The sequence below is a fragment of the Streptomyces durocortorensis genome, from assembly GCF_016901035.1.
Classification (GTDB): Bacteria; Actinomycetota; Actinomycetes; order Streptomycetales; family Streptomycetaceae; genus Streptomyces; species Streptomyces durocortorensis.
Genome location: NZ_JAFEUF010000202.1, coordinates 1 through 13,100 on the forward strand (window position 1 = coordinate 1; position 13,100 = coordinate 13,100).

Below are 13,100 nucleotides of genomic sequence, written 5' to 3' on the forward strand. Positions count from 1 at the left end.
CCCCTGCTTTTTTTCCCCCCCCCCCCCCCCCCCCCCCCCCCCACCACCCCCCGCTGGCCGCCCCCATCTCTCTACTTATCCCCGGCGCCCCCCCCCCCCCCCCCCCCCCCCCCCCCCCCCCCCCCTCGTTGCTGTCGTCGCGGTCGTTACCGCTGTCGTACGGGTCAGCCGAGGAGGCCGCCGATGGGGTTCCGGCCGCCGCCGCCCGAGCTCGATCCCTCGCCGCCGGAGGAGGTCGAGCCGCCGGTGGGGGCCGGTTCGCCGCCGCCGCCCGTGGAGGCGTCGCCGCCGGTGGAGCCGGACGAGGCGTCGGGCCCGGCGCTGGTGGCGGCCGGGGGCTGCTGCGGGGTGGTCTGCTGCGGGGGCGCCTGGCCCGTGCCCTGGGTCTGGCTGGGCTGGGTGCTGCCCGAGCCGGTGCTCTGGCCGCCGCCCGTTTCGCGGGTCGCGCCGGGGCTGGCCTGGCCGCCCTCGGGTGCGGTGGCCGCGCCGGAGCTGGTGGGCTGCGGCTGCGGCTGCTGTTGCGGCGTACGGGAGGCCTGGCGTTCGCCGGTGGACTCCTGCGGGAGCGGCTGGCCGGGGAGGCGGTTGGTGGGGTTGTCGTTGCGGCCGGGGACGGTGACGACCTCGGTGGAGCGGACCGCGCCGCCGAGGATGGAGCCGATGAGCAGGGTGAGGCCGACGACGACGGTCGCGACGACGGTGCCCCGGCGCAGGACGCGGCGGCGCAGGTCCCAGAGCTCCGAGCGCGGGCCGAGCTTGCGCCAGGCCTCCCCGGCGAGCCGGCCGTCGACGGAGTAGACCGGGGCGCCCGCGATGATCAGCGGGCTCCAGGCGGCGAGCAGGATGATGTCGGGGGCGTCGTACACGGCGACCGTGCGCCAGCTGACCGTGACCAGCAGTGCGGCGGAGAGGAGTGCGCCGAACGCGGCGGCGACCCGCTGCCAGAGGCCGAGGACGGTGAGGACGCCGACGACGACCTGGAGGAAGGCGACGGTGAGTCCGGCGCCGACCGGGTGGGAGAGCGCGAAGTCGCGCAGCGGCTCGGCCACAGCCCAGGGGTGCAGGGAGGTCAGCCACTTGACCATCGAGCCGCGCTCGCCGCCGTCGAAGTAGACGGGGTCGCACAGCTTGCCCATGCCGGCGTAGATGGAGATGAAGCCGAGGAGGACCCGCATGGGGAGCAGGACGACGCCCAGGTTCATCCGGTGGCCGGGGTAGTAGGCGTGCCGGACGGGGTCGCCCGTGCCGCGCCGGGCGCGGGAGTCGGCTTCGTCGGCTTCCGGGGTGGCGGGGTCGTCGTAGTCGTCGCCGGGGCCGGCGGGCCCGTCGAGCGGGTCGTCGTACGCGCCGACGGCCTGCCGCATGGGCGGCAGCAGCGGGCCGGTGCGTCCCGGCTGGTGGGGGGCGGTCAGTACGGGGTTGGGCTGCGTCTCCTCCAGGAGCGGGATGACCTGCGTCGCGCCCGCTTCGTGGCCGTGCCCGCCGCCGGGGGCCGCGCCGAGTCCGGCGTCGAGGTGTCCGGCGGTGGAGTTGCGCACGGCCTGGAGGAGGCCCGTCGCTCCGGGGTCGCCGGGGGCGGACTTGCCGCTCCAGACGACGGGCGCCCGCCTGCGGCCGCCGCCGGCGCCGCTCATGGCGGGGATGCGGGCCGTTTCCGCGGGGGCACCGCGCAGCCGTGCGCGCTGACCCGGGGCGAGCTGCACCCGGAAGCTGGCGTGGTTGACGATGACCTGCGCGGGGTCGCTGTCCACCTTGGTCATGCTCAGGGCGGGTTGCTCGTCGAACCGAGGCGTTCTGGTGTCCACACTCATCTAACCGAGTGATGTGTGTTTAGGACACTGCCTTGACCGCACCGGATGTGTCCGAGACCCGTCAAGATCCGGCCAAACTCGGGCATCCTGGATGGGTGTTCGGCGTTCGCGCGTCAACTCGCCCGGCGGACGAGCCGGTTGCCGCGCGAACGCCGCCCCCGTGGGCCGGATCTAGGCGCGGCGGCGCGCCACCTCGTACATCACGATGCCCGCCGCGACACCGGCGTTGAGCGACTCCGCGCCGCCCGGCATCGAGATCCGCACCCGGTAGTCGCAGGTCTCGCCGACGAGGCGGCCGAGGCCCTTGCCCTCGCTGCCGATGACGATGACGACCGGGCCCGCCAGCTCCTGAAGGTCCTCCACCGTGTGCTCGCCGTCGGCGGCCAGGCCGACGACCGTGAGGCCCGCCTTCTGGTAGCCCTCCAGCGCGCGGGTGAGGTTGGTGACCCGGGAGACGGGCGTGCGGGCCGCCGTGCCGGCCGAGGACTTCCAGGCACCGGCGGTCATGCCGGCCGCGCGGCGCTCGGGGACGACGACGCCGTGGCCGCCGAAGGCGGAGACGGAGCGGACGATGGCGCCGAGGTTGCGCGGGTCGGTCACCCCGTCGAGGGCGACGATCAGCGGGTCCTCGTTGTTGTCGTACGCGGCGGCGGTGAGGTCCTCCGGGTGCGCGTACTCGTACGGCGGGACCTGGAGGACGAGGCCCTGGTGGTTCAGGCCGTTCGTCATCCGGTCCAGCTCGGGACGCGGGGCCTCCATCAGGTTGATGTTGCCGCGCTCGCCCGCGAGCTTGAGGGCGTCGCGGACGCGCTCGTCGTTGTCGATGTACTGCTGGACGTACAGGGTGGTGGCGGGCACGCCGTCGCGCAGGGCCTCGTAGACCGGGTTGCGGCCGACGACCATCTCCGAGGTGCCCTTGACGCCGCCGCGCCGGGGTGCGGGGCGGCGGGCCGCGGCCTGCTTGGCCTGGGCGCTGGCGACCCGGTTCTTCTTGTGTCCCTTGCGGGCGGAGGCGGGCGGCGTCGGTCCCTTGCCTTCGAGACCACGGCGTCGCTGGCCACCGCTGCCGACCTGCATGCCCTTCTTGTTGGACGTGCGGCGGTTCCTGCGCTGGCTGTTCCCGGCCATGATCTACCTGTTTCGTTGCTTTCAGACGTACGTACGTATAAGGAAAGTGTGCCGCCCGGATCGCCGGGCGGCACCATCTCGCTGCTCGGAGCGGGTGCTCAGCGCGGTCCCAGCGTCCACCGGGGGCCGGTGGGGCTGTCCTCGATGACGAGGCCGGACTGGTTGAGCTGGTCGCGGATGGCGTCGGCGGCGGCCCAGTCCTTGCGGGCGCGGGCCGACTGCCGCTGGTCGAGGACGAGGCGGACGAGGGTGTCGACGACGCCGTGCAGGTCCTCGCCCCGGTCGCTCTCGCCCGCCCAGTGCGGGTCGAGGGGGTCGAGGCCGAGGACGCCGAGCATGGCCCGGACCTCGGCGAGGCGGTCGACGGCGGCTTCCTTGTCGTCGGCGGCGAGGGCGCTGTTGCCCTGGCGGACGGCGGTGTGGATGATCGCCAGCGCCTGCGGCACGCCCAGGTCCTCGTCCATCGCCTCGGCGAAGGCGGGCGGCACCTCGGCGGCGGGGGCGACGGTCTCCCCGGCCTTCTCGGTGACGCGCTGGACGAAGCCCTCGATCCGCGCGAACGCGGACTCGGCCTCGCGCAGGGCCTCCTCGCTGTACTCGATCATCGACCGGTAGTGCGGGGTGCCCAGGTAGTAGCGCAGGACGATCGGGCGCCAGTGCTTGACCATCTCGCTGACGAGGACGGAGTTGCCGAGCGACTTCGACATCTTCTCGCCGGACATGGTGACCCAGCCGTTGTGCACCCAGTAGGTGGCGAACGCGTCGCCGTACGCCTTGGCCTGGGCGATCTCGTTCTCGTGGTGCGGGAAGATCAGGTCGATGCCGCCGCCGTGGATGTCGAACGCGGAGCCCAGGTACTTGTGGGCCATCGCGGAGCACTCCAGGTGCCAGCCGGGCCGGCCGCGGCCCCAGGGCGTCTCCCAGCTGGGCTCGCCCGGCTTGGCCGCCTTCCACATGGCGAAGTCGCGCTGGTCGCGCTTGCCGGTCTCGCCCTCGCCGGAGGGCTGGCGCAGATCGTCCAGCTCCTGGTTGGAGAGCTCCAGATAGCCGGGCAGGGAGCGCACGTCGAAGTAGACGTTGCCGTCGGACTCGTAGGCGTGGCCGCGCTCGATCAGGCCGCGCATCATCTCGATCATCTCGGGGATGTGGCCGGTGGCACGGGGCTCGTAGGTGGGCGGCAGGCAGCCGAGCACGTCGTAGCCGTCGTTGAACGCGCGCTCGTTCTCGTAGCCGATCGACCACCAGGGGCGGCCCTGCTCGGCGGACTTCGCGATGATCTTGTCGTCGATGTCGGTGACGTTCCGGATGAACGTGACGTCGTAGCCGCGGTAGGCGAACCAGCGGCGCATGATGTCGAAGTTCAGGCCCGAGCGGATGTGGCCGATGTGCGGTGCTGCCTGGACAGTGGCGCCACAGAGGTAGATCGAGACGCAGCCCGCGGTGAGCGGTACGAAGTCACGGATCTGCCGGGCGTTGGTGTCGTGCAGGCGAATAGTCACGCCTCAAGGGTAGTAGGCCCGCACCAGTGCCCCGCGACCCTTGGGGATCGCGGGGACAACTTTCTGGTACCGGGATGGTTCTGAACACCCCGGAGAGCGTTTTCCAGCCGTACGAGTACGCGGGAGAGCCCCGGGTCTCAGATGCTGCCGACGACCTTGCGCGGCGAGATGCGGACGACCACGCGGGGGTCGTCGGCGCCGGAGTTCGGGTTGAACTCCGCGTACGGCTTGCCGGTGTACTTCACCGAGAGCTCGTCGATCAGTTCCTGCCCGCCGTCCGTCGTCAGCGTCGCCTCGCCGCGGATCTCGGCGTAGCTGTACGGGGCGTCGAAGGGCTGGACGACGACGGTGACGCGCGGGTCGCGGCGGAGGTTCTTCTCCTTGCGGCGCCCGACGGTGGTGGAGATGAGCACGTCGTCGCCGTCGCGCTTGACCCAGACCGGGGAGACCTGGGGGCTGCCGTCGGGCTGGATGGTGGCGATGTTGACGAACACGGGGGTGTCGAGCAGGTTCTTGAGCTCGGTGGAGAGTGCGGCGGTCATGCGTACGTCCTCCTGTGTGCGGCGGGTCGGTGGGACCGGGTCCGGTGTTCCGATGCTGCTCCTACCCGGCAACCGCGCGCGGTCCCGCTTCCTTCCCGCCGCGTCCCGCCGGAAGGGTGAACGCCAGCCCCGCCCCGGCCAGCGGGACCACCGCGAGCACCGCCCACCGCACGGGCGCGGGAGCCTCCAGCAGGGCGCCGGTGGCCGCGCTGCCCCCGAGCACGGCGAGCCCGGAGACGGAGGACAGCGCCCCGGTGGCCAGCCCGAGCTGCCGGTCCTCGACCAGGTCCGGGACGAGGCCGCGGGCGGCGGGGACCAGCAGCATCTGGCCCAGGGTCAGCAGGACGACGAGCGCGGCGCCGGGCAGCAGTCCGCCGGGCCCGCCGGGCGTGAGCGGTACGGCGGCGAATCCGGCGGCCACGACCGCGAGGCCGGCGACGAGCGCGGTGCGCGGCGCGATCCGGCGGGCGGACCAGCGGGTCAGCGGCAGCTGGGCGGCGACGACGAGCAGCGAGGACAGCGCGAAGAGCCAGCCGAGCGCGGCCTGCGAGCCGGTGGCCCGCTCCACCTCGACGGGGAGGGAGAGGTAGAGCTGGTTGTAGGCGACGAGGTAGCTGCTGTACGCGAGGCAGAGCAGCAGGAACGCCCGGTTGGTGAACACCGCGCGCCAGGACGACCGCGCCGGCTGGTCCGTACGGGTGGCGGCGTCGAGGGCCCGTTCCGGTACGCGGTCGGCTTCCGGGGCGGCCCGTTCCGGTACGCGGTCGGCGCGCGGCATCAGGCGGGCGTGCCCGGCCAGTACGCCGACGAAGACGAGGGCCCCGGCGAGGCACGCGGCCCGGAAGCCGCCGCCGAGCAGCAGGAGCAGCGAGCCGAGGAGCGGCCCGAGGAACGCCCCGGCCTGTCCGGCGGCGGAGAACAGGGCGAGCACGTGGGCGCGCGGGGCGCCGGTGTCGCGTTCGTGCCGGACGGCCTCGCGGGCGGCCTCGGACTCGACGGCCGGGGAGAACAGCGCGGCGGCAAAGCCGATGAGGAGGACGGCGGCGATGACGGTGGCGGTGGATCCGGCGAAGGCCAGCCAGCCGAATCCGGCGATCCGCAGGGCGCAGCCCACGAGCACGACGGGGCGCGGGCCGTACCGGTCGGTGAGCGCGCCGCCGACGACGAACAGGCCCTGCTGGCTGAAGGTGCGCAGCCCGAGGACGAGTCCGACGAGCCAGCCCGCCATGCCGAGGCCGCTGCCGAGGTGGGTGGCCAGGTAGGGCAGGACGGCGTAGAAGCCCATGTTGAAGGCGAGCTGGGTGGCGGCGAGGAGGCGGAGGTAGGGGGTGGGGGCGCTCGCGAGCCGAGGACGCAACCGGCGGCTTTCGGCGGACGCATCGCCGTACGCGGGCGCGGGCGCAGGCCGGTTCACTTCAGGCCCTTCAGGCCCGCCAGGGTGCGCCCGCGCACGGCCGCCGAGGTGAGGACCGCCAGCGCGGCGAGGACGGCGAGGGCGGCGGCGGGGGCGAGGACGGCCCACGGGGCGCGTTCCGCGTACGGCATGTTCTCCGACAGCATCCGGCCCCACTCCGGCGCGGGCGCCTGCGTGCCGAGGCCGAGGAAGCCGAGGGAGGCGAGGGCCAGGGCGATGGCGGGGATGCGGAGGAGGGCGTGGCGGGCGACCGGCGGCAGGACGCCGGGCAGGACGTGGCGGCGCAGCAGGTGGGCCCGGTCCGCGCCGAGGGCGACGGCGGCGGCGAGGTGCGGGGCCGCCTTCTCCTGGGCGTACAGGGCTGCGGTGTGGGCGGCGAGCGGGGCCCAGGCGACGGCGGCCACGGCGGCGGCCGCGCCCCAGGGGCCCGGTCCGGCGATGCCCGCGACGACGAGTCCGGCGAGGACGGCGGGGAGCGCGTTCGCGGTCTCGGTGAGCGCCCCGGCGCGCAGAGCTCCGAGCAGCAGGCCGAGCACCAGGGTGACGGCTCCGACCGCGACGGCGGCCAGGGCGGTGCGGGCGGCGCCGTGGCCGAGGCGGGCGAGGACGTCGCGGCCGAGGTTGTCGGTGCCGAAGGGGTGCGCGGCGGAGGGGCCGGCGAGGCGGGCGGCGGTGTCGACGTGGAGCGGGTCGCGCAGGAGGCCCGCGACGGTGACGGCGACGAGCAGGCCGCCGAGGACGAGGGCGGCGACGGTGACCGCGCGGCGGCCGGGCAGCCGGGGCGCGACGAGGGCGGGGAGCGCGCGGTCGGTGAGCGCGGGACCGAGCAGGGCGCGCACGGCGAGGCGGGAGGCCAGCCCCGCGGCGACGCCGAGGAGCAGGAGCGCCAGGACGGCGGCCTGGAGGACGGGCAGGTCCTGGGCGAGGGCGGCGGCGAGTGCCGTACCGCCGAGGCCGGGGATCGCGTACAGCGTCTCGACGGCGACCGCCCCGCCGGTCAGCCCGACCGCGACCAGGCCGAGCTGGGGCAGCAGGCCCGGCAGCGTACGCCGCAGGGCGTGGCGGGCGACGATCCGGCCGGGCATCCCGCTCGCGGCGGCGGCCCGCGCCCAGGGTTCGGCGAACGCGCCGGGCAGCGCGTCGTCCACCAGCCGTCCGAGCAGCGCCCCCGCCGGTACGCCCATGGCGAGCGCGGGCAGCACGAGTTGGCCGGGCGTGCCCCAGCCGAGCGCCGGGACCCACCCGAGGTGCACGGCGAACACCGTGGCCAGCACGGCGGCGAGGAGGAACTCCGGCAGTGCGGCGAGGACCGCCGCGCCCACTCCGGCGCGCACGCGCACGATCCGGCGCGCGGCCCCGCGCCGGAGGGTCGCCGCGCTCAGCGCGAGGGCGAGCAGCACGGCGACGGCGAGCGAGACGCCCATGAGGGTGAGGGAGTTGCCGAGGGCGGCCGCGATGTCCGGCCCGACGGACTGTCCCGAGACCCAGGACGTGCCGAGGTCACCGCGTACGAGCCCGCCGAGCCAGTCGCCCAGGACGTGGAGCGGGCCGCCGTCGAGTCCGGTCTCGGCGCGGATCGCGGCGAGCGTCTCGGGCGTCGGGGCCCGGTCGGCGTACCGGGCGTGCAGGATCGTGCGGGCGGGGTCGGTCCGGGTCAGCCAGGGCAGCAGCCCGATCACCGCGACGACGGCGAGCAGCGTGCCGAGCCGTCCGGCGAGGTACTTCACGCGGTCACCCGGTGCGCGCGGTCCTTCACGTCATCACCCGATGCGGGTGTCGGCGGTGATGAGGGTGCGTTCCATCGGGTCGAGGGCGACGCCCTGGACGCGGGTCTCGTCGTAACCCTGGACGAAGCGTTCGTGGACGAGCGGGACGAGGGCGTCGGAGCCGAGGATCGCGGCCTCGGCGGTCATCTCGGCCCGGTGCCGGGCATCGGTGCCGGCGAGGGCGGACGCCTTGTCGACGGCGGTGTCGACGGGCTTCGCACAGAGCTGGGTGATGTTGAAGCTGCCGTCGCAGGTGAAATCGGAGGCGAGGTAGGAGATGGGGTCGGCGGTGTCCAGGAGGGTGTTGCGGGCCTGGATGAACGCGTCGTACTTCCCGGCGAGCGCGTCGGCCTCCATCTGCGCGTAGTCGCGGACGACCTGCTTGACGGTGAAGCCGCGCTTCTCCAGCTGCTGCTGGACGACGGTGGCGACCTCGGGCAGCTCGGGCCGGTTGGTGTAGGTGGCGAGCACGATCTGCTGCGTCTTCTCCACCTCTGCCGGGGCGGCGCCCTTCGCCCGGCCGGTGGGGGCGGTCCGCAGGTCGGCGGCCCACGGGACGCCGGGGCCGAGCAGCCCCTGTGCGGTGTCGGCGCGGCCTTCGTAGACGCCGTCGACCAGCGCCTTGGAGTCGATGGCCTCGCGGGCGGCTGCGCGCATCGCCGGGTCGGCGAAGACGCCGCGCTCGGTGTTGAGGGAGAGGCCGTTGGTGCGGGCGGAGGGGAACTCGTGGACCAGGCCGTCGCCGAGCAGCGAGGCCTGCGAGATCGGGACGTACTCCGCGATGTCCACGTCCTTCGTCCGCAGCGCGTTGGCGCGCGCGGTGCCGTCGGCGACGAACTTCACGTCGGCGCCGGGGGCCTTGGCCTTGGCGCCCCAGTAGGTGTCGTTGCGCTCCAGGGTGGCGCTGACCGCGCCGTTGACCTCGGCGAGGGTGAAGGGGCCGGTGGCGTGCCCGGCGGGGTTCACCTGGGCGCCGCCTTTCCCGTACGCGGCGGCGGACAGGATGCTCAGCGACGGGTTGGCGAGCCGCTGGGGCAGCAGCGGGTCGGCGTCCTTCGTCGTGATCCGTACGGTGTCCGCGCCCTCGGCCGTGGCGGCGAGGGCGGTGTCGGAGAGCACCCGGGGCTTCGGGGACGCCTTCTGCGCGGCGGTCAGCGAGCGGGCCACGGCGGCGGCGTCGAGCTTGCTGCCGTCCTGGAAGACGGTGTTCCCGCGGACGGTGAACTCCCAGGCACGGTCGCCGTCGCGCTTCCAGGCCGTCGCCAGCGCGGGCTTCGCCTCGCCGTTCCCGTCGAGCCGGGTGAGGCCCTCGACGACGGCGAGCCGGCTCAGGGTGACGGCGTCGTCGCCGTACGGGGACATGGCCTGGGCGGGCGGGAAGGCCAGGGCCACCTTCAGCCGCTGGTCGCCGCCGCCGCTGCCCGCGCCTTCTCCGGAGGAGGTGCAGGCGGTGGCGGCGGTGGCGAGGAGCGCGGCCGCGGCGAGGGGCAGCGCGGTGCGGGGCAGGCGGCGGGGCGAGGGCATGGGAGCGACCTTATATGAAAACGATTGTCACTTAACGGGCGGGGTGTCTGTTGAGCCCAGGGCGGGCATCGGCAACTCGAAGTGGACGATCCCCTGCCCGCCCCCGGGCAGCGTCCGCTCGTCGCACACCTCGCGCGCGAGCGAGCGCCAGAAGGGCTCGGCGCCCGGGACGGCGGGGTCGGTGTGCAGGTACAGGGTCGTGTAGCCGCCCGCCCGCGCCGCGAACTCCCCAAGCTCCCGCACCAGTTGCCGGGCGAGCCCGTGCCTGCGGCGCTCGGGGCGCACATAGATCCGGCAGAGCTGCGCGGTGGACCCGGAGGGGAAGCGGTCGGCGACCCACTGCGGATTGGGCGGCGCCTGCGGCCCCCGGTCGCGTACGGCCCCGGTGGCGACGATCTCGCCGCGGTGCTCGACGACGAGCAGGGTGCAGCGCTCCGGGCGCAGGTAGGCAGCCTCGGGGTCGATGATGTCGGCGTGCCAGCGGGGTACGTAGCCGGACTTCAGGTCGCGGTAGACGGTGTCGAGCATCACGGCCCGCGCCCCGCCGAGGTCGTCGGCGGTGGCGGTGCGCAGGACGTACCCGGCGCCCGCGTGGCCGGTGTCGGCGCCGGGGTGCGCCCGGCCGGTCCGCTCGGCCCTGTCGGACCCGTCGAGCGTCGCCCCCGTCATCACCGTGGTCGCACTGGTCACCGGTGCCGCTCCCGCCTCGTACCGCACATCGCTTGCACCTTCAGCGTACGTGCAAGTGATGTGCAGCAGGCGGCGGCCGTACGGCGTACGGCGTACGGCTAGCGGGTCCGGTAGACCAGGGCGGTGGCGATGCCGGCGATGCCCTCGCCGCGGCCGGTGAAGCCGAGCCCGTCGGAGGTGGCGGCGGAGAGCGAGACCGGGGCGCCCACGGCGGCGGACAGCACCTTCTGGGCCTCCTCGCGCCGCTTGCCGATCTTCGGGCGGAGGCCGACGACCTGGACGGCGACGTTCCCGATCTCGAAGCCCCCGGCGCGGACGATCCGGGCGGCCTCGGTGAGCAGCGTGATGCCCGCGGCTCCGGACCACTCGGGGCGGCCGGTGCCGAAGTGCTGCCCGAGGTCGCCTAGGCCGGCGGCGGAGAAGAGCGCGTTGCAGGCGGCGTGCGCGACGACGTCGGCGTCCGAGTGGCCGGCCAGGCCCGGACCCTCGCCCTCCCACTTCAGGCCCGCGCACCACAGCTCGCGGCCCTCCTCGAAGGCGTGGATGTCGGTGCCGATCCCGACGAGCGGGATGACGGGGGCGGGGCCCGCCGCGGACGTGTCAGAAACCATCGTGGGCCCTCCTGCGGGCGAGTACCGCTTCGGCCAGCACCAGATCGAGCGGCCGGGTCACCTTGAACGCCTCCTCGTGGCCGGGGACGACGACCACGGGCTGCCCGAGGCGTTCCACCATGCCCGCGTCGTCCGTGGCGCCCTCGCCGTCGACCGCGACCTCGGCGTGCGCCCGCACCAGCGTGTCCCGGTCGAAGCCCTGCGGCGTCTGCACCGCGCGCAGCCTGGCCCGTACGGGGGTGGCGAGCACCGGCTCCGGCTCGCCGGGCGTTCCGGCGGGCCCGACCTCCTTGACGGTGTCCGCGAGCGGCAGCGCGGGGACGACGGCGGGCGCTCCGTCCCGTACGGCGGCGGCGACCGCGTCCACCGTGTCGACCGGCACCAGCGGGCGGGCGGCGTCGTGGACCAGGACGACGGCGACGTCCTCGGGCAGCGCGTCGAGGCCGAGGCTCACGGACTCCTGGCGGGTCTCACCGCCCGGCACCACCAGGTAGTCGGTGCGCTCGGGCAGCGCGTGCTCGTCGAGCAGGTGCTTCACCTCGGGCGCGCCGTCCGGCGGGGCGACGACCACGACGAGGGAGACGGCGCGGGAGGAGGCCATGGCGCGAATCGCGTGGATCAGGATGGGCGTCCCGCCGAGCACCCGGAGGGCCTTGGGCGCGCCCGGCCCGAGCCGTACGCCCCGCCCGGCCGCGGGGATCACCGCGGCGGTACGGGGAGGGCGCGGCCGGTCGGTCGGGGGTGGCGTCGATGACATCGGTTGCACTCCGAAGGTCCGAGGGGTCCGAGGGATCCGAGAAGGTCCGAGGGATCGGCAGGTTTGTTTCCACGACCGACGTGGGTAGGGGCCCAGCGAGCGGGCGTGACGCCCTGACTCGCACCGGGCCCCTTCCGTGACACCCGGGCGAGCACAGGTCGCATCGGCCGCTCACGCACCACCGGGGGCCGCCATGCACCGACGGCCCTCGCATACGCGGATCGCACCGCGGGCACGGGGGATCACCGGCAGTCGGGCACCGGAAGCACCGGATCCGGGTCCGAACATGCCTCAGCGCCCGACGACACAGCGTGAAAACGACTGGTCAGCGGGCACCGCGGCACATTCATACGACCGGTGTGATCCGGTTTCAGGACGCGAGGACCTCGTCGAGCAGAGCCTCGGCCTTGTCCTCGTTCGTGTTCTCCGCGAGGGCGAGCTCGCTCACCAGGATCTGGCGGGCCTTGGCGAGCATGCGCTTCTCTCCGGCGGAGAGACCGCGCTCGCGCTCCCGACGCCACAGGTCACGGACGACTTCCGCGACCTTGATGACATCGCCGGAGGCGAGCTTTTCGAGATTTGCCTTGTAACGCCGGGACCAGTTCGTCGGCTCTTCGGCATACGGCGCGCGCAGCACCTCGAAGACCCGGTCCAGCCCGTCCTGCCCGACCACGTCGCGCACGCCCACGAACTCCGCATTGTCCGCCGGCACACGAACCGTCAAGTCGCCCTGGGCGACCTTGAGCACCAAGTAGGTCTTGTCCACGCCTTTGATCTGGCGAGTTTCGATAGCCTCGATCAGCGCGGCCCCGTGATGGGGATAGACCACGGTGTCGCCAACCTTGAACGTCATGTGACAGGTACCCCTTCCGTGGCTATCCAGAGTAACACGAGAATCGACTCTCCTGAATGGCGTTTTCGCAGGTCAGGGCATATCTCGGGGCTTGACAACAGCAACACGAACGTGCTGCGGAAGGCTTCCGGAAGACGGTATTCGCAGGTCGGAGCCACTGTGCGCCCGAGGTGAAACATCCACGTCACACGGCCCGGAAGCCCTGCAGAAGAGGACGAAAGTCCCGTTTTGTCGGTTTCCAGATGGCGATCATTCCGTACTCCGTTCGGTGATCGCTCACCCGTACGGACGCAACTGCCCGGCCGCAATGAATTTGATCAAGCCAAGCCTCGTACGGCACTTTCCGCCCGGGACGGGAAGAGGGACGCGAAGACGAAGAAGCCGCGCGGCGGAAAAGGACGAAGAAGCGGTGGGACGCCCGGGAGAATTGATCACCCGGATTATGTGAACGGCGCATGACCTACCGGCCGGTAGGTCATGCGCCGTTCACATAATCCGGGTGATC

The 13,100-nt window shown here is 73.6% G+C and carries 11 protein-coding genes; all 11 read right to left on the reverse strand.

Translation table 11 applies throughout. The features are described 5' to 3' along the window. Positions 1-164: 164 nt before the first annotated feature. Positions 165-1,811 (reverse strand): DoxX family membrane protein, encoded by a 1,647-nt coding sequence (locus JS521_RS27655; protein WP_239487922.1) that lies wholly within the window; start codon positions 1,809-1,811, stop codon positions 165-167. A 171-nt stretch (positions 1,812-1,982) separates the two neighbouring features. Continuing rightward, entirely contained in the window at positions 1,983-2,939 is a 957-nt protein-coding gene (gene rlmB, locus JS521_RS27660) for a 23S rRNA (guanosine(2251)-2'-O)-methyltransferase RlmB (protein ID WP_205085692.1), read from the reverse strand. Between the two features lie 98 nt (positions 2,940-3,037). Then, positions 3,038-4,438, reverse strand: coding sequence for a cysteine--tRNA ligase (gene cysS, locus JS521_RS27665; RefSeq protein ID WP_205085693.1), 1,401 nt, complete (start codon positions 4,436-4,438; stop codon positions 3,038-3,040). A gap of 137 nt (positions 4,439-4,575) precedes the next feature. Next, the gene (locus tag JS521_RS27670) at positions 4,576-4,980 is read right to left on the reverse strand and encodes a PPOX class F420-dependent oxidoreductase (RefSeq protein WP_010063550.1); all 405 of its coding nucleotides are present in this window, start codon (positions 4,978-4,980) and stop codon (positions 4,576-4,578) included. Positions 4,981-5,041: 61 nt separating this feature from the next. Then, positions 5,042-6,265: an MFS transporter gene (locus JS521_RS27675; RefSeq protein ID WP_372448623.1), complete on the reverse strand. Its 1,224-nt coding sequence runs from the start codon at positions 6,263-6,265 to the stop codon at positions 5,042-5,044. Positions 6,266-6,390: 125 nt separating this feature from the next. Beyond that, on the reverse strand, positions 6,391-8,121 hold the full coding sequence (locus JS521_RS27680) for an ABC transporter permease subunit (RefSeq protein WP_205085694.1): 1,731 nt from the start codon (positions 8,119-8,121) through the stop codon (positions 6,391-6,393). Positions 8,122-8,154: 33 nt separating this feature from the next. Continuing rightward, positions 8,155-9,684, reverse strand: a complete 1,530-nt coding sequence (locus JS521_RS27685) for an ABC transporter substrate-binding protein (RefSeq protein ID WP_205085695.1) — start codon at positions 9,682-9,684, stop codon at positions 8,155-8,157. Positions 9,685-9,711: 27 nt separating this feature from the next. Further along, a complete protein-coding gene (locus tag JS521_RS27690; RefSeq protein WP_239487925.1) occupies positions 9,712-10,353 on the reverse strand; it encodes a GNAT family N-acetyltransferase in 642 nt (213 codons plus the stop codon). A 119-nt stretch (positions 10,354-10,472) separates the two neighbouring features. Next, positions 10,473-10,985, reverse strand: a complete 513-nt coding sequence (gene ispF / locus JS521_RS27695) for a 2-C-methyl-D-erythritol 2,4-cyclodiphosphate synthase (RefSeq protein WP_032781280.1) — start codon at positions 10,983-10,985, stop codon at positions 10,473-10,475. Beyond that, positions 10,975-11,742 carry a 2-C-methyl-D-erythritol 4-phosphate cytidylyltransferase gene (gene ispD / locus JS521_RS27700; protein WP_205085697.1) on the reverse strand — a complete coding sequence of 256 codons (768 nt, stop codon included), beginning with the start codon at positions 11,740-11,742 and terminating at the stop codon, positions 10,975-10,977. Before ispD ends, ispF begins: the two co-directional genes overlap by 11 nt. Positions 11,743-12,112: 370 nt before the next feature. Continuing rightward, positions 12,113-12,595: a CarD family transcriptional regulator gene (locus JS521_RS27705; RefSeq protein WP_003953493.1), complete on the reverse strand. Its 483-nt coding sequence runs from the start codon at positions 12,593-12,595 to the stop codon at positions 12,113-12,115. Between the last annotated feature and the right edge of the window lie 505 nt (positions 12,596-13,100).

Excerpts from the sequence above, each read along its gene's own strand:
- JS521_RS27655 (WP_239487922.1), bottom strand. The coding sequence starts at position 1,811 with ATGAGTGTGGACACCAGAACGCCTCGGTTCGACGAGCAACCCGCCCTG.
- rlmB (WP_205085692.1), bottom strand. The coding sequence starts at position 2,939 with ATGGCCGGGAACAGCCAGCGCAGGAACCGCCGCACGTCCAACAAGAAG.
- JS521_RS27670 (WP_010063550.1), bottom strand. The coding sequence starts at position 4,980 with ATGACCGCCGCACTCTCCACCGAGCTCAAGAACCTGCTCGACACCCCC.
- JS521_RS27675 (WP_372448623.1), bottom strand. The coding sequence starts at position 6,265 with ATGGGCTTCTACGCCGTCCTGCCCTACCTGGCCACCCACCTCGGCAGC.
- JS521_RS27685 (WP_205085695.1), bottom strand. The coding sequence starts at position 9,684 with ATGCCCTCGCCCCGCCGCCTGCCCCGCACCGCGCTGCCCCTCGCCGCG.
- JS521_RS27690 (WP_239487925.1), bottom strand. The coding sequence starts at position 10,353 with ATGACGGGGGCGACGCTCGACGGGTCCGACAGGGCCGAGCGGACCGGC.
- ispF (WP_032781280.1), bottom strand. The coding sequence starts at position 10,985 with ATGGTTTCTGACACGTCCGCGGCGGGCCCCGCCCCCGTCATCCCGCTC.
- ispD (WP_205085697.1), bottom strand. The coding sequence starts at position 11,742 with ATGTCATCGACGCCACCCCCGACCGACCGGCCGCGCCCTCCCCGTACC.
- JS521_RS27705 (WP_003953493.1), bottom strand. The coding sequence starts at position 12,595 with ATGACGTTCAAGGTTGGCGACACCGTGGTCTATCCCCATCACGGGGCC.